The sequence below is a fragment of the Microbispora sp. KK1-11 genome (assembly GCF_006874435.1).
In the GTDB taxonomy this organism is placed as follows: Bacteria; Actinomycetota; Actinomycetes; order Streptosporangiales; family Streptosporangiaceae; genus Microbispora; species Microbispora catharanthi.
This window is the reverse complement of the sequence record NZ_VIRJ01000012.1, coordinates 135,118-153,742: the sequence shown is the minus strand read 5'-3', so window position 1 is coordinate 153,742 and position 18,625 is coordinate 135,118. Positions and strand designations below refer to the sequence as shown.

At 69.7% G+C, this 18,625-nt stretch carries 16 protein-coding genes; 8 read left to right on the top strand and 8 right to left on the bottom strand.

Annotated features, from left to right (window positions below):
* Nucleotides 1–25: 25 nt before the first annotated feature.
* From FLW16_RS19250 to FLW16_RS19235, 4 genes are all read right to left on the bottom strand, one after another.
* Nucleotides 26–865, bottom strand: a complete 840-nt coding sequence (locus tag FLW16_RS19250) for a carbohydrate ABC transporter permease (protein WP_260615388.1) — start codon at nt 863–865, stop codon at nt 26–28.
* Nucleotides 862–1,764, bottom strand: a complete 903-nt coding sequence (locus FLW16_RS19245) for a carbohydrate ABC transporter permease (RefSeq protein WP_142561476.1) — start codon at nt 1,762–1,764, stop codon at nt 862–864. Before FLW16_RS19245 ends, FLW16_RS19250 begins: the two co-directional genes overlap by 4 nt.
* A 107-nt stretch (nt 1,765–1,871) precedes the next feature.
* On the bottom strand, nt 1,872–3,188 hold the full coding sequence (locus FLW16_RS19240; protein WP_142561475.1) for a sugar ABC transporter substrate-binding protein: 1,317 nt from the start codon (nt 3,186–3,188) through the stop codon (nt 1,872–1,874).
* Between the two features lie 22 nt (nt 3,189–3,210).
* A complete protein-coding gene (locus tag FLW16_RS19235; RefSeq protein WP_260615387.1) occupies nt 3,211–5,475 on the bottom strand; it encodes a TIM-barrel domain-containing protein in 2,265 nt (754 codons plus the stop codon).
* Between the two features lie 176 nt (nt 5,476–5,651).
* On the opposite strand from FLW16_RS19235, the gene FLW16_RS43785 reads away from it, so the two are divergent.
* Both FLW16_RS43785 and FLW16_RS19230 read left to right on the top strand, forming a co-directional pair.
* The gene (locus tag FLW16_RS43785) at nt 5,652–5,888 is read left to right on the top strand and encodes a hypothetical protein (RefSeq protein ID WP_185949493.1); all 237 of its coding nucleotides are present in this window, start codon (nt 5,652–5,654) and stop codon (nt 5,886–5,888) included.
* Between the two features lie 343 nt (nt 5,889–6,231).
* Nucleotides 6,232–6,723 carry a hypothetical protein gene (locus tag FLW16_RS19230; protein WP_142561473.1) on the top strand — a complete coding sequence of 164 codons (492 nt, stop codon included), beginning with the start codon at nt 6,232–6,234 and terminating at the stop codon, nt 6,721–6,723.
* Here the strand turns inward: FLW16_RS19230 and FLW16_RS19225 are convergent.
* From FLW16_RS19225 to FLW16_RS19215, 3 genes are all read right to left on the bottom strand, one after another.
* Nucleotides 6,707–7,798 (bottom strand): glycosyl hydrolase 53 family protein, encoded by a 1,092-nt coding sequence (locus FLW16_RS19225; RefSeq protein WP_142561472.1) that lies wholly within the window; start codon nt 7,796–7,798, stop codon nt 6,707–6,709. The two genes, FLW16_RS19230 and FLW16_RS19225, sit on opposite strands and share 17 nt — an antisense overlap.
* Nucleotides 7,799–7,915: 117 nt before the next feature.
* Nucleotides 7,916–9,058, bottom strand: coding sequence for an arabinogalactan endo-1,4-beta-galactosidase (locus tag FLW16_RS19220; RefSeq protein WP_142561471.1), 1,143 nt, complete (start codon nt 9,056–9,058; stop codon nt 7,916–7,918).
* A 91-nt stretch (nt 9,059–9,149) separates the two neighbouring features.
* Nucleotides 9,150–11,162, bottom strand: coding sequence for a beta-galactosidase (locus FLW16_RS19215; protein WP_260615386.1), 2,013 nt, complete (start codon nt 11,160–11,162; stop codon nt 9,150–9,152).
* A gap of 206 nt (nt 11,163–11,368) precedes the next feature.
* On the opposite strand from FLW16_RS19215, the gene FLW16_RS19210 reads away from it, so the two are divergent.
* The 4 genes from FLW16_RS19210 to FLW16_RS19195 are packed head-to-tail and all read left to right on the top strand — an operon-like array spanning nt 11,369 to nt 15,511.
* The gene (locus FLW16_RS19210) at nt 11,369–12,685 is read left to right on the top strand and encodes an ABC transporter substrate-binding protein (protein ID WP_142561470.1); all 1,317 of its coding nucleotides are present in this window, start codon (nt 11,369–11,371) and stop codon (nt 12,683–12,685) included.
* A 2-nt stretch (nt 12,686–12,687) separates the two neighbouring features.
* Complete coding sequence (locus FLW16_RS19205; protein WP_142561541.1) at nt 12,688–13,584, top strand: carbohydrate ABC transporter permease; 897 nt, start codon at nt 12,688–12,690, stop codon at nt 13,582–13,584.
* Nucleotides 13,584–14,465, top strand: coding sequence for a carbohydrate ABC transporter permease (locus FLW16_RS19200; RefSeq protein WP_142561469.1), 882 nt, complete (start codon nt 13,584–13,586; stop codon nt 14,463–14,465). Before FLW16_RS19205 ends, FLW16_RS19200 begins: the two co-directional genes overlap by 1 nt.
* 44 nt (nt 14,466–14,509) lie before the next feature.
* The gene (locus FLW16_RS19195) at nt 14,510–15,511 is read left to right on the top strand and encodes a LacI family DNA-binding transcriptional regulator (RefSeq protein ID WP_142561468.1); all 1,002 of its coding nucleotides are present in this window, start codon (nt 14,510–14,512) and stop codon (nt 15,509–15,511) included.
* A gap of 47 nt (nt 15,512–15,558) precedes the next feature.
* Here the strand turns inward: FLW16_RS19195 and FLW16_RS19190 are convergent, their stop codons facing one another.
* The gene (locus FLW16_RS19190) at nt 15,559–16,053 is read right to left on the bottom strand and encodes a helix-turn-helix domain-containing protein (RefSeq protein WP_142561467.1); all 495 of its coding nucleotides are present in this window, start codon (nt 16,051–16,053) and stop codon (nt 15,559–15,561) included.
* 106 nt (nt 16,054–16,159) lie between these two features.
* On the opposite strand from FLW16_RS19190, the gene FLW16_RS19185 reads away from it, so the two are divergent.
* Both FLW16_RS19185 and FLW16_RS19180 read left to right on the top strand, forming a co-directional pair.
* Nucleotides 16,160–17,614 (top strand): MFS transporter, encoded by a 1,455-nt coding sequence (locus FLW16_RS19185; RefSeq protein WP_260615385.1) that lies wholly within the window; start codon nt 16,160–16,162, stop codon nt 17,612–17,614.
* A gap of 22 nt (nt 17,615–17,636) precedes the next feature.
* Complete coding sequence (locus FLW16_RS19180) at nt 17,637–18,623, top strand: sigma-70 family RNA polymerase sigma factor (RefSeq protein WP_260615384.1); 987 nt, start codon at nt 17,637–17,639, stop codon at nt 18,621–18,623.
* The last annotated feature ends 2 nt before the right edge of the window (nt 18,624–18,625 follow it).

Sequence of the window (18,625 nt, the reverse complement as noted above, 5' to 3'; positions counted from 1 at the left end):
GTAGTGACGCGTTACTTGGGGGGCGTTACTTGATGGCGCCGACCGTGATGCCACGGGTCAGCGTGCGCTGGAAGATCAGGAAGAAGGCCACGGCGGGGATGATGCCGAGCAGCGCGGACGCGCTGGACATGGTGGCGTCCATCATCTTCTCGCCCTGCAGGACGCCCAGGGCGACCGGCACGGTCTGGTTGTCGTTGGAGATGAGGAACACCATCGGCAGGAAGAACTCGTTCCACGTCCAGATGAAGAAGAAGATGAGCAGCACCGAGAGCGTCGGGCGGCTGATGGGCACGACGATGCCCCACAGCATCCGCAACCTGCTCGCGCCGTCGATCTCGGCCGCCTCCAGGATCCCCCGGGGGAACTGCCCGAGCACCGAAGAGAGCAGGTAGGTCCCGAAGGCCGCCTGGATCACCGTGAAGATCAGGATGACGGCGAGCTTCGAGTCGTACAGCCCCACCTCCTTCGACAGGTAGTAGAGCGGGTAGACGAGCGCCTCCTGCGGCAGCGTGTTGGCGACCAGGAACAGCACGAGGATCCACAGCCGGCCTCGGACCTTGCCGATGCCCAGCGCGTACGCGTTGAGCACCGACAGCACCACCGCGGCGACCGCGACGACGCCGCTGATCAGGAGGCTGTTCCAGAGCTTCAGGCCGAAGTCGACGCGATCCCAGAAGGCGACGATCCCGTCGAGGTAGAACCCGTGGGGCAGGCTCAGGGGGCCGCCCGCGGAGTATTCGGCCGGGGACTTGAACGCGTTGAGCGTGACGATGACGAAGGGGAAGAGCATCACGACCGCGAGCACGACCAGCGCCGCGAGCACGGCCCACCGTCCCGGCTGGCGGAAGGTGCGATCGGCGTTCACGAGCCACTCTCCTGGTCACGCTCCTGCACCCGCAGGAAGAGGAAGGTCACCACGACGATGATCAGGGCGAGCACGGTCGCGATCGCCGAGCCGTATCCGACGTTGACCTTCTGGAAGAAGTTCAGATAGGAGAAGTACGACGGCACCATGGTCGCGGAGCCGGGTCCTCCCCTGGTGAGCACGAAGATCGGCCCGAACACCTTGAGCGCCGCGATCGTACAGGTCAGCAGCACCACGAAGATCTCCGGCCGGATCTGCGGAATCGTGATGTGCCAGAACCTGCGCCACCACGAGGCGCCGTCGATCTCGGCCGCCTCGTACAGGGAGGGGTCGACCCGCTGGAGCCCGGCCATGAAGATGACGACCGGGTAGCCGAGCTGGAACCACACCATGATCGCCATGACCGTCGCCAGCGCGATGTCCGGGTCACCCAGCCAGTTGATCTTGATCCCGAAGATCTGGTTCACCGCGCCGTACGACGGGTGGAGCATCCAGCCCCACACCACGCCGGCCACCGCGACGGGCAGCACCTGCGGCAGGTAGAAGGCCGCACGCAGGGCCGAGGCCGTACGCCCGCCGAACCGCTTGGCGATGTAGTCGAACAGCGCGGCGGCCAGCACCAGGCCGATGATCGTGGGCACCACGGCCATCGCGATGATCAGCGCGACGTTGTGCTCGAAGGACGCCCAGAAGCGCTCGTCCTTGAACAGCTTCGTGTAGTTGTCGAGCCCGATCCAGGTGGGGGTGCCGACGCCGGACCAGCGGGTGAAGCTCGTCGCCACGTTCATCAGGAACGGGACGACGATGATCGCGAGGAACAGCACCAGGCTCGGAACCAGGTAGAGCCAGTAGCCGCCCCTCCCGCGCGGGCGGGCCGCGCCCGCGCCGGGTGGTGCCATGTGCAGACCTTTCAGAAGGGGCCCGGCGGCGGGGACCGGTCAGGCAGCCCCGCCGCCGGAGTCGGAGGGAAAGGCGGGTCCCCTATGCCGGAAGACCCGCCCTCGGTCTAGTTACCGATGTCGGCCAGGTTGTCGTTGTACGGCTGGGCGATCTCGTCCAGGACCTCCTCGGGCTTCTTGCTGCCGTTGATCAGTTCCTGGATGCCGGCGACGAGCACGTCGTAGTAGCCGGGAGCCGGCCAGTCAGGGTAGAAGGCCAGGCCGTCCTGCGTCGAGAGCTTGTTGAAGTTCTCGATGAGCTCCTTGTTCTGCGCGTCGGTGATCGCCGACGGGTCGGCCGCCACCGGGACGCCGCCCGAGTTGCCGAGCAGGTTCTGGATCTCCTTCTTCATCGTGATGTCGATGAAGTCGTAGGCGAGGTCCTTGTTCTTGGACTTCTCGGGCACGACCCACAGGTTGCCGCTGGAGCCCGGGGCGAACTGGCCGGGCCACAGGAACGAGCCCCACTTGAAGTCCTTGATCTCCTCCGCCATCCGGCCGAACCACCAGCTGCCCGACACCATGATCGGGAACTTGCCGCCGATGAACGCGACACCCATGTCCTCGGCCTTCATGCCGGCCGAGTCCTTGCTGATGTAGCCCTTCTTCACCCAGTCGGAGAAGGTCTGGGCCGCGTAGGTGAACTCGGGGCCGTGGAAGTCGACCTTGCCCTTGTAGAGCTCGAAGGAGTCGATCCAGGCGCGGTTGGCCTTGTTCAGCGCGAGCAGGTAGAACAACTGCTGGGCGGGGTACTCTGCGCCCGCCATCGCGATCGGGGTCGTGCCCTTCTTCGCGAACGCGTCGAGCGCGGCGGTGAACTCGTCGAACGTGGTGGGCACCTTGACGCCCGCCTTATCGAACATGTCCTTGTTGTAGTAGACCATCACGTACTCGCCGTAGTTCGGCACGCCGAACCACTTGCCCGAGCCCATGATGCCCCGCTCGTCGTACTTCGCGGTGGTCTGCAGCGACGGGCTGAGCAGCTTGTCCCAGCCGCGCTTGGTCGCCTGCTCCGTCAGGTCGGTGAGCAGGCCCTGCTTGGACAGCTGACCGGCGGTCGCGTTGCCCTTGTTGTACTCCATGATGTCGGGCGCCTCGTCGGAGTTGAGGACCATCGACGCCGTCTTCTGGATCTGCTCGAAGCCCTTCTCCTCGAACTTCACCTTGACGCCGGGGTGGCTCGCCTCGAACTCCTTCATCGCCTGGGCCCAGGCGGTGCCCATGGCGCTGTTGCCGGTCTCGTAGTGCCAGAGGGTGAGGGTCTTGCCCTCCGCGGAGCCGCCGCTGCCGCTATTGGAATCGTCAGAGGATCCACCGCACGCGCTGAGCACCAGTGCGGCCGCGGCCAGTGCCGCCACCGCCGCGCTCCTGCCTACTCTGAACATGGTCTTTCTCCAGGGGGTGTCTCTAGTTGATGACGACCGGGACGCCGGGGCCGACGAACTCGACGCCGTCGATCTGCTTGGGGCCCTCGGCGGTGACGACCAGCCTGTCGCCGTCCCGCACCGCCGTGACCGTCGTGTCCCCGTCCAGGTCCCTGATCGTCGTACGGCTCTCGCGTTCCGGCAGGCCGAAGGCGAGCAGCGAGACCCGGGGGTCGTCGGCCACCGTGTCGCCCGGCTCGGTGACCGGGATCAGCGAGCCGTGCCGTACGAACAGGGGGATCTGGTCGAGCGGCGGCGACACCGTGACATAACGCCCGCCGTCGACGGCCTCACCCGTCCAGTAGTCCACCCACACCCCCGAGGGCAGGTAGACCTTCCGGGTGCCGTCGGCGGAGGTCATCGGGGCGACGAGCAGGTCGGTGCCGAGAAGGTACTCCAGGTCCGCCTGCCAGGCCACCGGGTCGTCCGGGTAGTCGACGCACAGGGCGCGCAGCACCGGCGCGCCCGTCTCGGCCGCGGTGACGGCCGCCGAATAGATGTACGGCATGAGCCGGTAGCGCAGCCGCAGGGCCTCGATGGCGGCCTGCTCGGCGTGCGGCGGGAACTCCCAGGGCTCCCGGGTGGTCGTGCCGTGGAACCGTACGAGCGGGGACAGCGCGGCGAACTGCGACCAGCGGATGTAGAGGTCCGGGCTGGGCGTGCCGGTGAACCCGCCCGCGTCGTGGCTCCAGAAGGGGATGCCGGACAGGCCGTGCGACAGCCCGCCCCTGATCGTGCTGCCCATCGCGGAGTAGGTGGTGTCGACGTCGCCGCTCCACTGGGCCGAGTGGCGCTGGCCGCCGAGGTAGGACGAGCGGGCCCAGACCAGGCCGTGCCCGTTCACCTCGCGGGTCACGTCCGCGACGATGTCGTTGAACAGCAGCGTGTAGACGTTGTGCAGCTCGGTGCCGGTCATGCCGTTGAAGGCCACGGCGTCGGCGGGGACGCCCTCGGCGAAGTCGGTCTTGAACGCCGCCACGCCCTCGCGCAGGCGGTCGCGCAGCAGTCCCTTGAACCACTCGACGGCCTCGGGGTTGGTGAAGTCCACGATGCCGCAGGCCGGGTAGGAGCCGTGCCAGGTGTCCGCGACGTACGTCTCGCCGTCGGGCCGCCTGAGGAAGTAGCCCTTCTCCGCCGCCTCGGCGAAGGCCGGGCTGAGGTGCGAGATGTAGGAGTTCATCCAGAGGCAGACCTTGAAGCCCTGCTCCTTGAGCGTGGCGAGCATGCCCGCCGGGTCGGGGAACGTCTCGGGGTCCCACTGCAGGTCGGACCAGTGCCCGTCCGCCTGCCAGTAGCAGTCGAGGTGGAGCACGTCGCAGGGGATGCCCCGCTCCCTGATCTTCCTGGCGCGCTCCAGCACGCGCTCCTGGCTGTCCCGGAAGAAGCCCGAGGAGATCCAGGTGCCGAACGCCCACTTCGGCGGCAGCTCCGGCCGGGAGGTCAGCCCGTCGAACCGGTCCAGGACCTCGGCGGGGGTCGGTCCCGCGATCACGTAGTAGTCGATGAGGTCGTCGGGCACGATGATCTGCACGGCGCTGTGCGTGGACTGGCACATGTCGAACTCCACCGGCGTGCCGCTGTCGACGCAGATGCCGTACCCCCTGCTGGACAGGTAGAAGGGCACGTTCTTGTACGCGCGCTGCGACTCGGCCCCGAACGCGTCGAAGTTCCACATGAGCGGGCGCTGGCCGCGCTTGTCCAGCGGCGTGAACGACTCGCCGAAGCCGCCGAACGCCTCGTCCGCCGGGGCCACGAACGTGTCGTGGTAGGCGACGGGGGCGCCGTCCACCGCGGAGCGGCCGAACGGCAGCGTGCGCAGCCGGCCGCTGATGTCGGGGTGGCCCGGGTCCTGCTCCACCAGCGTCCGGCCGGCCCGGTCGGTGAAGCGCAGGTTCCAGGGGTTCAGCCGCACCTCGGCCCGCAGCGACCCGGCGTCGACGATCACGCGGCTGTGGCTCGCCTCCACGACGGCCTCGCCGTACTCGCCGGGGGTGACCATCGAGATCGCTCGGGAGGATCGGGTGCGCGCGTCGGGGTCCTCCGACAGGCGCACCCGGATCACCCCCTCGCCCGCGACCGTGATCTGCACGACGAGCGTCTCCTCCGCCGAGGTGGAGCCCTTGAGCGTCACGCCCTGCCCGTCGGAGGCCACCACCTCCGCGCTGGTCAGCGCGGACAGGCCCTCCTCGCCCGGCTCGCGCACCGGAAGCTCTGGAGGATCCGCCACGAAGAACTCGCGCGCGATCAATGGGGGACGGTACGGCATTGCGGCACTCCATCGGCTCATCCGGCGATTGTGGAGTTAGTTTGCCGTCCATCCCAACAAAGGTCAATGGGTCGAGGTCGCTCCGGATTTGTCCAAGTTATTCCGGTTTATGCCTCATTGAGGTAATGTGACCGCAATCCCCCGTCTAGGTAGGTGACATGGACAGGTTCGTGCACGTGATGCCGCTCGACGACGTGATCGACCACGAGGGCAGCCCGGAGTGTGTCTGCGGCCCGGGCGGCCAGCCCGTCACCGCCGCCGACCTCGGCGAGCCGGTCCCGCCCACGGAGGGCGAGACCGTCATCCTCGGCTGGCCCCACCCCGCCGTCGGCGTGATCTATCAGCACCACGCACTCAACCCCTGCCGCGAATGGGAAGCCATCCCCGAGTCCTGAGCCGCTCCGCCCCTTAATGGCCGCCAATCACCGTCACTTTCGCGAACGTAGAGTAATTGACTGACGACAATCAGTAACGTTCCGGCCATGCCTGGTTTCGATGACGAGATGCCGCTCGAACTCCTCCGCAACCGGCCGGAGACCGCATTGGAGCTGCTGCGATGCGTGCCGGGGGCCGACATCCCGCCGCACGCCGCCGCCCGTGTGGAGACGGTCGCCTGCACCCAGGCGCCCATCGAGTTCCGCGCCGATTCGGTCGTGGTGCTCCGGGACGAGACCGGTGCGGCACTGATGGCCGTCATCGTGGAGGTGCAGCTCGGCCGAGCTCGCGGTGCTCTCGGCCGTGGCGCACCCCGACGAGGCCGACGACGAGCCGGTGCTGGAGGCGATGCTGGCGGGGCTGGCGACATTGGATCAGGATCGGGCCCGAGTATATTTGAGCTACGTGATCAGCTCGCTACCCGCTGTGACAGTCAAGCGTCTGGAGGAGATGGTGACCACCATTCAAGACTTCGACTACCTCGGGAAGAAGTACTTCTCGCATTGGATGGACAAGGGGCGGGTCGAGGGCCTTGAGGAGGGCCGTGCGGAAGGTGAGATTGACGCGATCTTCAACGTGCTGGATGTGCGCGGCCTGGAGGTCTCCGACGACACGCGTGAGCGCATCAGCCGGTGCAACGACCTGAACCAGCTGAAGACCTGGGTTCGCAAGGCCGTCACCGTCACCTCGGTCGACGAGCTGTTCACCGACTGGTTCGTCACCCAAGCGGGCCGCCCCGGAGAAGTCACGCGAGACGGCCCGGCTCGGTGTCAGTTCGTCAGGGGGTCCACTTGACGTTCGGGTTGAGGTGGCCGGTCCAGTCGAACACCGCCATGTTGTCCCACTGGTCGCCGGTGCCGTTGATGTTCGCCGGGTCCCAGCCGTTGCCGGACACCGCGTACCACGTCGGCTCCCAGTAGAAGACGCCGACGGCGCCCGCGTTGCGGGCGGTGCTCTGCACCGCCGCGAACTCGGCGCCCTGCCCCTGCCAGGTGAGGCCGTACCCCGAGCAGCCCGACGTGACCGCGTTGCCCTCCCAGTCGGCGTTGTTCGGTGTGAACGGATAGGCCGTCTCGGCGATGACGACCGGCTTGCCGTACCGGGACCGCATGTCCGAGATCACGCTGGACAGGTTGGACAGCGTGCCGTGCCACATGCAGTAGTACGACAGGCCGGTGATGTCCCAGGACACGCCCTTGGCCCTGATGCCGTCGTAGAACCAGCGGGCGTGCGCGTCGCTGTCCGCGTCCGCGGTGTGGATGATCACCTGCGTGCCGGAGTTGCACGCCTTGGTCGCGTTGTAGCCGGCCTTGAGCAGCAGGCTCAGGTTCGTGAAGTCGTTGTTGACGACCTTGCCGTCGTTCCACAGCATGCCGACGTTGATCTCGTTGCCGATCTGCACGCTGTCGGGGGTGGTGCCCTGCGCCTTGAGGCTGGAGCACACGTCGTAGGTGTAGTTGTAGACGTCGGTCTGCAGCTGGCCGATCCCGTGGCTCGCCCAGGCGGCGGGCTTGTACTGCTTGCCGGGGTCCGCCCAGGTGTCCGAGTAGTGGAAGTCGACGAGCAGCTTCAGCCCCTTGGCCTTGACCGTCTTGGCGTACTGCAGCACCTTCGCCTTGTTGTTGTAGCCGCTGACGGGGTTGTTCCAGATCCGCAGGCGGACGTAGTTGACGCCGATGCCCTTGAGGATGTCCAGCGGATCCCTCTGCGCGCCGCTCGCGTCGTAGTACTTCGCGCCCAGGTCGAGGGACCGCTGCACGGAGGAGACGTCGGCTCCGAGCATGGTCAGTGTGGTGGCGGCGTGGGCCGGTTGCCCGGCGGTGAGAGCCGCCGCGGCGCACAGGACCAGCGCCGCGAGGATCTTTCTCATGGTTCCTCCGCTCAGGAGAGGATCTGATGGACGCCCCCGAACCCCGAATCCCCCGGCCCCCCGAGCCCTCCCCGCGACGTGGTCAGGTGTCGTCGCGGGGAGGGAGACCACGTCCGCCTACCGGCGGGCGAACTCCCGCAGCGCGGGCAGCGCCCGGTCGTCGAAGCCGAACAGTGCCTGGTTCTCCCAGGCGTTGCCCGACGCCGGGTCGGCGGGATCCCAGCCGTTGCCCTTCACCCCGGTCCAGGTGGCCTCCCACCAGAAGGCCCCCAGCCCGCGCCCGCCGGGCACCGCCCTGACGATGTTCATCAGGTCGCGGGCGAACGCCGCCTGGCCCGCGGGAGTGGCCGGATAGCCGGGGTACGGCTCGGCGGAGGTGACGGTGTTCTCCCAGCCGTCGTCGTCGCCCGTGGTGAACGGGTAGGCCGTCTCGGCCACCACGACCGGCTTGCCGTACCGGGCGGCGACGTCGTTCAGGTTGGCCTGGAACGCGGCGAGCGTGCCGTGCCAGTACGGGTAGTACGACAGCCCGATCACGTCGTAGCGGATGCCGTTGGCCGCGGCGTTGTCGAACCACCACCGGTAGAGGCCGTTGTCGCCGCCGTTCGCGAGGTGCAGCACGACCTTGGTGTCGCCGGAGACCGCCTTGACCGCGTCATATCCCGCGTTGAGCAGGGCGGCGAGTTGCGGCCAGTTGTCCCAGCGGCCGTCGGGCCACAGCAGGCCGCCGTTGAGCTCGTTGCCCACCTGCACCATGTCGGCCGTCGTGCCCTGCGCCTTCAGCGCGCTCAGCACGTCGTACGTGTGGTCGTAGAGCGCCTGCCTCAGCTCGTCGAACGACAGCGACTCCCATGCGGCGGGCTTGTTCTGCTTGCCGGGGTCGGCCCAGGAGTCGGAGTAGTGGAAGTCCACGAGCAGGCCCATGCCGAGCGCCTTGGCCCGCTTCGCGACCGCCAGCACCTGGCTCCTGCTGTTGTAGCCGTCGGCGGGGTTCACGAACACCTTGAGCCGGATGTAGTTCAGCCCGTCGTGCCGCAGGATCGCCAGCGCGTCGCCCCGCCGCCCGTTCGCGTAGCGGTACGCCCCGCCGAGCGCCTCGGACTTGGCGAGGCTCGACACGTCGGCGCCCCTGATCACGAGCGGGGGCCCGCCGCCCGGCCTCCGGCCGCCGGCGTCCGGAACCGCGGCGATTGATGGTGTGGTGAGCGAAACGAGGAGTGCGGTGGCCGCGCACAGCAGGGCCGCCAGGTGTCGAACCATCGGATCCTCCGGTCAGGAGAGGACGTCAGCGGAAATCCCCCGGGTCCCCGGCACCGCGCCGCCGGTCAGGTGCGGCACGACGCCGGGGCGCTCATGTGCGGACGACCACGACGCCCCCGGCGGGCACCGTGGCCGAACCGCCGTACGCGGCGCCGTCGAGCACGCCGGTGCCCGTCACCCCGTCCACCGTCACCGGCGCGTCCGCGTGGTTGATGAGGAACAGGTGGTCGCCCCTCCTTACGAGTTCCAGCGTGTCGGGCAGGCCGCGCGGCCGGGACACGCCCGCGTGGTCGAGAACCCCCGCGACGAGATCGCGCAGGCCGGACTCGGCGTCCAGGGCGGTGGACACGTACCATGCGCTGCCCGCGCCCAGGTCGTGCCGGGTGACGGCGGGATGCCCCGCGTCGGGCCCGTCGGCGAACTCGTGCACGGCCCGCGCCCCCGCGAGCCGCACCCGCTCGGACCAGATCCGGCCGGTCGCGTCACGCTCGGATGACTCGGGCCCGGTTGACTTCTGCGGCCGCAACGCGACCGTCTCGTGCTCGCGAAGCGGGTGGAACTCCTCGACGGCCACGCCAAGCACCTCTCGCAGCGCCCCGGGGTACGGCCCCGGATGGATGGTGTCGTTCTCGTCCACGATGCCGGAAAAGTACGACACGAGCAGGTGCCCGCCCGCCTCCACGTAGCGGTGCAGGTTCTTCGCCGGCGCCTCGCCGAGCAGGTAGGAGCTGGGCGCGACGACCAGCCGGTACAGCGACAGGTCGGCCGACGGGTGCACGAAGTCGACGGTGACGTGCTCGCGCCACAGCGCTTCGTAGTAGGCCTCGATCCGTTCCCTGAAGCGCAGGTCGGCCGAGGGCCGCCACTCGAATTCGAGCGCCCAGTAGGACTCCCAGTCCCACACCACGGCGACCTCGGCCGTCACCCGCGCGCCCCTGACCCCGGCGAGCCTGCCGAGGTCCGCGCCGAGCGCGACCACGTCGTGCCAGATCCGGGAGTCGGCGCCGGCGTGCGGCACCATCGCCGAGTGGAACTTCTCCGCGCCGTATCGGGAGGCGCGCCACTGGAAGAACATCGCCGAGTCCGAGCCGCGCGCCACGTGGGCGAGGGTGTTGCGGCGCATCTCCCCCGGCCGTTTGGCGAGGTTGCGCGGCTGCCAGTTGACCGCGCCCGTCGAGTGTTCCATCAGCATCCAGGGGCGTCCCCCGGCAACCGACCGGGTCAGGTCGGCGGCCATGGCGAGCTCGATGTGCGGATCGGCCCGGGCCGAGTCGAGGTAGTGGTCGTTGGCCACCACGTCGACCTCGGCCGCCCAGCGCCAGTAGTCCATGGGCTTGCAGTTCGGGATCATGAAGTTGGTGGTGACGGGCAGGTCGCTGAACCGCCGGATCGTCTCGCGCTCCCTGCGGAAGCAGGCGATGTGCGCGTCGACCGAGAACCGCATGAAGTCGAGCTGGAGCCCGGTGAGCAGGCCCACCGGCGCGGCGACGGGAGGCTCGACCTCCTCGAACGCGCCGTAGGTCAGCCCCCAGAAGGTGGTGCCCCAGGCCGCGTTGAGCGCGCCCACGTCCCCGTACGTGTCCCGAAGCCAGGCGCGGAACGCCTCGGCCGAGGTCGGGCAGTAGCAGTGGGCGTTGGCCCAGCCGTACTCGTTGTGCACGTGCCACATCGCCAGGGCGGGGTGGCCGGCGTACCGCGCGGCGAGGGCGGCGACAATCCGCTCGGACGCCGCGGCGTAGTCGGGCGAGCTCGGGCAGAAGCTGTGCCGGGAGCCGCCGCCGAGCACGTGGCCCTCCCTGTCCACGAGGCGGCTGTCCGGGTAGCGGCGGCGAAACCACGTGGGCGGCGAGGAGGTGGGGGTGGCGAGGTCGGCGTACACCCCGGCCGAGTGGAGCAGGTCGAGGATCCGGTCGAGCCGGGAGAAGTCGTACTCGCCCTCCTGCGGCTCGATCAGCCCCCAGTTGAAGACGCCGACGGTGACCAGGTTCACCCCGGCCTCGCGCATCAGGCGGACGTCCTCCCGCCACACCTCCTCCGGCCACTGCTCGGGGTTGTAGTCCCCGCCGTAGGCGAGGCCCTCGGGCAGGACGGGATATCCGGGCACGTCTCCCCCCTCGATTCTCCTTCTGTGAACGTGCACAGTAGCGCACAACCGCCCCGCCGAGAAGGTCGGATCGGTTAGCGCTGATCAGCAGGGGTCGTTAACAACCGCGTAACGACCATTGACAGCACGGAATGGACCTTTCAGTCTGTGAACGCTCCCAGACAGCCCAGCCTCTTACCCCCTCCCCCACCTGCCTGGAGGAACATATGCGCGTGAACCGGTTAGCAGTGGCGGCGGCCGCGATCCTCACCGCGGCGCTCTCGACGGCCTGCTCGGGCGGCTCGGACGAGCCGTCCGCCCAGACCGCGAGCCAGAGCGCGGCGCCGGCCGGCCCGGTGAAGCTGACCTACTGGACCTGGGTCCCGAACATGGACAAGATCGTCGCGGTGTGGAACCAGGCCCACCCCGACATCCAGGTCACGGTCAGCAAGCAGGCGGGGGGCGACGACGCGGCGGCCAAGTTCCTCACCGCCGCCAAGGCGGGCAACCCGCCCGACCTGGTCCAGGCCGAGTATCAGATGCTGCCCTCCTTCGTCGCCGCCGACGCGGTGGCCGATCTGAAGGCGGAGACCGCGCAGGCGAAGGCCGAGTTCGGCGAGGGCATCTGGGGGCTGGTGACCCTCGGCACCGACGCCGTCTACGCGGTCCCCCAGGACAGCGGGCCGATGATGCTCTACTACCGCAAGGACCTGTTCGAGAAGTACGGCATCGAGGTGCCGAAGACCTGGGACGAGTACGCCGAGGCCGCCCGCGCCGTGCACAAGAAGGACCCCAAGGTCTTCCTCGGCACGTTCTCCAGCAAGGACCCGGGCTGGTTCGCCGGGCTCGCCCAGCAGGCGGGCGCGCAGTGGTGGTCGATCAGCGGCGACGCGTGGAAGGTCGCGGTGAACGACGAGGCCACCAAGAAGGTCGCCTCCTACTGGGGCGGCCTGGTGAAAGAGGGCGTCATCGACGGCATGCCCTACTTCACCCCGGAGTGGAACAAGGCGCTCAACGACGGCAAGCTGCTCACCTGGCCGTCGGCCGTGTGGGGCCCGGGCGTGCTGTCGAGCAACGCGCCGAAGGCCGCGGGCAAGTGGGCCATCGCGCCGCTGCCGCAGTGGAACGCGGGTGAGAACCACAGCGGCTTCTGGGGCGGCTCCTCCACCGCCGTCGCCGCCAAGTCGCCCAACAAGGCGGCCGCCGCGACGTTCGCCACCTGGCTGAACACCGACCCGCAGGCGCTCGGGCTGCTGATCAAGGAGGGCGCGGTCTACCCGGCCTCCACCAAGGGCGCCGCGCTGATGACCGAGGCTCCCGACTACTTCTCCAACCAGCCCGACTTCTGGAAGCAGGCGGCCGACATCGGCGCCACCGCCCGCGGCTTCACCTTCGGCCCCAACGTGGGCGTGACGTACAACGCGTACAAGGACGCCTTCGACAAGGCCGTCGCCGCCAGGTCCGACTTCGCCGCCGCCGTGCAGAGCATGCAGGACGCCACCGTCGCCGACATGCAGAAGTCCGGCTTCACCCTCGCCCAGTGACGATGCGATCTCCGAAGAAGGGCGCCCGCGCCGGCCGCGCGGGCGCCGTGCCCTACCTGTTCCTCGCCCCGGCGATGGCGCTGTTCACGCTCTTCATGGCCCTGCCCATCGGCTACACGATCTATCTGAGCCTGCGGCGCACCAAGGTCTCCGGCCTGGGCCTCGGCAAGGGGGCCCGCACGGAGGTCTTCGCCGGGCTCGCCAACTACGCCGCCGCCGTCGGCGACGGCGAGCTGTGGGCCGGCTGGCTGCGCGTCCTCGCGTACGGGGCCCTCGTGCTCGTGCTGATGCTGGGGCTCGCCCTCGTGTTCGCGCTGATGCTCGACGCGGCGCACGTGCGGCTCGCCCGCCTCACCCGGATCTCGATCTTCCTGCCGTACGCCGTGCCGGGCGTGGCGGCGACGCTGATGTGGGGCTTCCTCTACCTGCCCAGCCTCAGCCCGTTCGGCGAGCACCCGTTCCTGAGCGCCGACCTGGTGACGTTCTCGATGGCGAACGTGGCGGTCTGGGGCGGCACCGGCTTCAACATGCTGGTGCTCTACACGAACCTGCGGGCCGTGCCGCGGGAGTACTACGAGGCGGCCAGGATCGACGGCGCGAGCGAGATGGGCATCGCGCTGCGCATCAAGATCCCGATCCTGGTGCCGTCGATCATCCTGACCACCGTGTTCTCCGTCATCGCGACCGTCCAGGTGTTCACGGAACCGACCACCCTGCGGCCGCTGACGAACACGATCAGCTCGACCTGGAGCCCCTTGATGAAGGTGTACCGCGACGCGTTCGTCACCGGCGACCTGTACTCGGCCGCCGCGACGTCCATGGTGATCGCCGGGATCTCCCTGGTGCTGTCGTTCGGCTTCCTGCGGGTCGTGAAGAACCGCGCGTTCGGGGAGAGCTGATGACCGCCACCGCACTGCCGAGGACCCGCGGGCACGCCCGCCCGTCGCCGCGCCGCCCGCTGGGCATCGTGCCGACCGGCGTGCTCGTGCTGGGCGCGATCTACACGCTGTTCCCGGTGAGCTGGGTGGTGGTCGCGGCCACCAAGTCCAAGGCCGAGCTGTTCTCCACCTCGACCTTCGCACCCGGCACCGGCCTGCTGTCCAACCTGGCCGATCTGTTCGCCTACCGCGACGGCGTCTTCTGGCTCTGGCTGCTCAACACCGTCCTGTACGCCGGGGGCGGCGCGGTGCTGTCGACCGCGGTGTCCACGATCTCGGGGTACACGCTGGCCAAGTACTCCTTCCCCGGCCGCGGCCTGATCTTCAACCTGCTCATCGGCGGCATCCTGGTGCCGTCGGTCGTGCTGGCGATCCCGCAGTATCTGCTGTTCTCCAAGGCCGGACTGGCCGACACGTACTGGTCGGTGCTGCTGCCCCAGATCCTGCATCCGTACAGCATCTATCTGGCCAGGATCTACGCGCAGGCGGCGATCCCCGGCTCGCTGCTGGAGGCGGGCCGGCTGGACGGCGCGGGCGAGTGGCGGCTGTTCCGCCAGGTGGCGCTGCCGCTGCTGACGCCGGGCATGGTGACGATCTTCCTGTTCCAGTTCGTCGCGATCTGGAACAACTTCCTGCTGCCGTTCATCATGCTGGGCGACGACCACAGATTCCCGCTGACGGTCGGCCTCTACACGCTGCTCGCCGCGGGCGCCAACCAGCCGTCGCTGTACAACCTGATCATCACGGGGACCATGCTGTCGCTCATCCCGCTGATCGCGCTGTTCCTCACGATGCAGCGCTACTGGCGTACGGACCTGTCCGGCGGGGCCGTGAAAAGCTGATGGGCGCGGGGGAACACGCTGATCTGCGGGGGGACAATACGACCATGGCGAAGCGTCCGACCATTCACGACGTGGCCGCGGCGGCGGGCGTCTCCCGGGGCACCGTGTCCCGGGTGCTCAACGACGACCGGTACGTGAGCCCCGCCGCCCACGCCGCCGTCCGCCGCGCCATCGCCGAGACCGGCTACATCGTCAACCGCAACGCCCGCAGCCTGGTCACCCAGCGGACCGGGTCGGTGGTGATGGTGCTGTCGGAGCCGCACGAGAAGGTCTTCGAGGACCCGAACTACAGCACCACGATCCGCACGGCGATCCGGCGGCTCGGCGAGCGGGACGTCTCCCTGGTCATCATGCTGGCCGGGGACGACGGCGATCGGAACAGGGTGGTGCACTACGTGCGCGGCGGCCACGCCGACGGCGTGCTGCTGATGTCCACGCACGCGGGCGACCCGCTGGTGGACGAGCTGGAGTCGCTGCGCATCCCGGCCGTCGCCTGCGGCGCCGTCATCGGCAAGGAGAACGTGATCCCCTACGCGGCGGCCGACGACCGCGAGGGCGCCCGGCAGATGACCCGCTACCTGGTCGAGCAGGGACGCAGGAAGATCGCCACGATCACCGGGCCGATGGACACGCCGGGCGGCATCCAGCGCCTGGAGGGCTTCGCCGACGTGCTCGGCAGGAAGGCCTCCAAGCGGCTGATCGAGCACGGCGACTGGACCCAGCTCAGCGGCGAGAGCGCGATGGCGCGGCTGCTCGAACGCACGCCCGACCTCGACGCGGTCTTCGTCGCCTCCGACCTCATGGCGGCCGGCGCGCTGTCCACGCTGCGCGCGGCCGGACGCCGGGTGCCCGACGACGTGGCCGTGGGCGGCTTCGACGACTCGTCGGTCGCCGCCACCACGCACCCGCCGCTCACCACGATCCGCCAGCCGCTCGCCGACGTCGCGGAGGAGACCGTACGGCTGCTGCTCACGCTCGTCGACGGAGGCGGCCCGGTTGACCCGGTGATCCTGCCCACCCGCCTCATCGTGCGGGAGTCGGCCTAGCGTCGCGTCCCCGGCGGCCGCCCTCGTGTGGGCGCCTTCGCCGGCGGTCAGCCCCTGATCGGCAGGGCCGCGCGGGCGACGGCCCGGCGTTCGGCCTCTTCGCGCTCGGCGGCCTCCTGCTCGGCGGCCACGCGCCGGTCGTACGCGGCGCGGGCCGCGGCGATGGCGTTCTGGTGCTCCTCGGTCCAGACGACCAGGGCGCGGATGGTGGCGTGCAGGGTCGCGCCCATCGACGTCAGCGCGTAGTCCACGCGCGGCGGGACGGTCGGGTGCACGGTCCGGCTCACCAGCCCGTCGCGTTCGAGATGCCGCAGCGTGCGGGTCAGCATCCGCTGGCTGACCCCGTCGATCGCGCGGCGCAGCTCGGTGAAGCGCAGGCTCCGCTTGTCGAGCAGCGCGATCACCAGGAGCGACCACTTGTCGGCGATGCGGTCGAGGATCTGCCGCACCTCGCAGTCCGCGCGCTGGTCCCATTGGAGGACGTCGTCGTCGACGCCGGTATCCGCGCAGTAACCGAGGGACTGAGGAGTGCCTTCTTCCATGGTCACCGATGGTGCCTGACGATTCAGTCGGTTACAAGAGGGAACCGGCGGGCACTCGGGGAACCGCTCCGGGACCGGTTCCCCGACGAGATGGAGCCGGACTCCGATGTCCAATTCCCTGGGCGGAATCACCACCCGGCGGCACGCCCGCATGACGGGACGCGCGTGGGGCGTGCTGCTGGTGTTGTGCGGCGCGATCTTCCTGGAGGGGATCGACGTGGCGATGCTGAACGTGGCGCTGCCGTCGATCCGGGCCGACCTGGGCCTGTCCACCGGGATGCTCAGCGGCGTGGTCAGCGCCTACGTGCTCGGCTACGGCGGGTTCATGCTGCTCGGCGGGCGAGCCGCCGACCTGCTGGGCCACCGGCGGATGTTCCTGCTGTGGCTGGCCGTCTTCCTGGTCTTCTCCGGGCTCGGCGGGCTCGCCACTCAGGGCTGGATGCTGCTGGCCGCACGATTCGTCACGGGGGTCGCGGCCGCGTTCATGGCACCCGCCGGGCTGGCGCTGGTCACGTCCAACTTCCCGGAGGGACCGATGCGCACCAAGGCGCTCGGCGTGTACGCGGGCACGGCGGCGGGCGGGTTCTCGCTCGGCCTGGTCGCCGGCGGCGTGCTCACCGCGTTCGGCTGGCGGTGGGTGTTCTTCGCTCCGGTCATCCTGTCGGTGCTGATCCTGGCGACGGCCCTGGTCCTCGTCCGCGACACGGGAGGCGAGCGCCCCTCCGGCGGCTTCGACCTGGCGGGGGCGTTCACCGTCACGGGGGCCATGGTGCTCCTCATCTATGGGATGGTCCGGTTGGAGCACCCCGGCGACGGCCCCGGCCTGACCGCCGGCACGATCGCCGCGGGGCTGGCGCTGCTGGGGCTGTTCGCCGCGATCGAGCGCCGGTCGTCGTCGCCCCTGGTGCGGCTGGGCATCCTGCGCACCGCCCCGCTGGTGCGGGTGAACGCGGCGGCGCTGCTGTTCCTGTTCGCGTTCGCGGGGTTCCAGTTCCTGATCACCCTGTATCTGCAGGAGTGGCGTGGCTGGAACACGATGCAGACCGGCCTGGCCATGCTGGTGATCGGGATCGACACGGTGCTCGCGCCGACGCTGACGCCGCGCCTGGTGAGCCGCTTCGGCAACACCCGGGTGCTGTTCTTCGGCATCGTCCTCGCGGCGGTCGCGTACGCGCTCTTCCTGCCCGTGGGGATGGACTGGACCTACGCCGCCATGCTCCCGGCGCTGCTCCTGCTCGGCCTGTCCTTCTCGCTGGCGTACGGGCCGCTGACCATGGCCGCGACGGAGGGCGTCGACGAGGACGAGCACGGCCTGGCGGGCGGCCTGCTCTACACGGCGATACAGTTCGGCACGGCGCTCGGGCTGTCGGCCGTCACCGCCGTCAGCGTCGCGGCCGGGCCGGGGCCGGACGCGCTGCGGACCGCGCTGATCGTCCCGGTGGCGGCGGCGGTGCTCGGCGCGGTCGTGGTCGCGTTCGGCCTCCGCGTCCCCCGCGTGGCCTCGGCACCTGCTCAGGACATCCCGCGAGCGCAGCCGCTGCAGAGGGATGTCACACACTGAGGGGGTGTCTCGTCCTCAGTGTGTGAACGACCATGACGACGGCACGGCCGTCCTGGACACCGAGTTCCAGGCGTTGCGGCCCCGGCTGATCGGGGTCGCGTACGGCCTGCTCGGCAGCCTCGACGAGGCCGAGGACGTCGTGCAGGACGCCTGGCTGCGGCTGCGGTCCGCCGCGGCAGCCGACGGCGGCGAGGAGATCAGGGACGTGACCGGCTGGCTGGTGGTCACGGTCTCCCGGCTCGCTCTCGACGTGCTGCGCTCGGCGCGGCACCGCAGGGAGGAGTACGTGGGGCAGTGGCTGCCCGAGCCCATACTCACCGGGCCCGTTCTCACCGGTCCCGTTCTCACCGGACCCGTTCTCACCGGACCCGCCCTCACCGGTCCCGTTCTGACCGAGGCGGCGCCGGACCCCGCGGAACGGGTGACCCTGGACGAGTCGCTGAGCATGGCCATGCTCGTCGTGCTGGAGTCGCTCAGCCCGGCCGAGCGGACGGCGTTCGTGCTGCACGACGTGTTCGGCCTGACGTTCGCCGAGGTGGGCGAGGCGGTCGGGCGCAGCCCTGCGGCCTGCCGGCAGCTCGCCGCCCGGGCGCGGGCACACGTCGCGTCGCGCGCGCCGCGGTTCGACGTGGACCCCTCCGAGCACCGGCGGGTGGTGCACGCCTTCGCCCGGGCCTGCCTCGGCGACGACATGGACGCGCTGATCGCGCTGCTCGACCCGGACGTCGTGTTCCGCAGCGACGGCGGCGGCCGGGTGCGCGCCGGCAGGCGGCCCGTCTTCGGCGCGGCCAAGGTGGCCAGGCTGCTGTTCGGCATCCAGAGGTTCGGCCGGTTCGAGCTGGTCCCCGCCGTGGTGAACGGCTGGCCGGGCCTGCTGCGCTACCACGGCGACCGGCTGGTCGCCGTGCTCGGCCTCACCGTCGCGGAGGGCCGGGTCACCGCCGTCGACATGGTCCTGAACCCCGAGAAACTCGCCCGCGTGACGCGGGCCGACGAGACGAGGAGATGACG

Coding starts and splice junctions, on each gene's coding strand:
- FLW16_RS19245 (WP_142561476.1), bottom strand. CDS start 1,764: ATGGCACCACCCGGCGCGGGCGCGGCCCGCCCGCGCGGGAGGGGCGGC.
- FLW16_RS19240 (WP_142561475.1), bottom strand. CDS start 3,188: ATGTTCAGAGTAGGCAGGAGCGCGGCGGTGGCGGCACTGGCCGCGGCC.
- FLW16_RS43785 (WP_185949493.1), top strand. CDS start 5,652: ATGGACAGGTTCGTGCACGTGATGCCGCTCGACGACGTGATCGACCAC.
- FLW16_RS19225 (WP_142561472.1), bottom strand. CDS start 7,798: ATGAGAAAGATCCTCGCGGCGCTGGTCCTGTGCGCCGCGGCGGCTCTC.
- FLW16_RS19220 (WP_142561471.1), bottom strand. CDS start 9,058: ATGGTTCGACACCTGGCGGCCCTGCTGTGCGCGGCCACCGCACTCCTC.
- FLW16_RS19210 (WP_142561470.1), top strand. CDS start 11,369: ATGCGCGTGAACCGGTTAGCAGTGGCGGCGGCCGCGATCCTCACCGCG.
- FLW16_RS19205 (WP_142561541.1), top strand. CDS start 12,688: ATGCGATCTCCGAAGAAGGGCGCCCGCGCCGGCCGCGCGGGCGCCGTG.
- FLW16_RS19200 (WP_142561469.1), top strand. CDS start 13,584: ATGACCGCCACCGCACTGCCGAGGACCCGCGGGCACGCCCGCCCGTCG.
- FLW16_RS19195 (WP_142561468.1), top strand. CDS start 14,510: ATGGCGAAGCGTCCGACCATTCACGACGTGGCCGCGGCGGCGGGCGTC.
- FLW16_RS19190 (WP_142561467.1), bottom strand. CDS start 16,053: ATGGAAGAAGGCACTCCTCAGTCCCTCGGTTACTGCGCGGATACCGGC.
- FLW16_RS19185 (WP_260615385.1), top strand. CDS start 16,160: ATGTCCAATTCCCTGGGCGGAATCACCACCCGGCGGCACGCCCGCATG.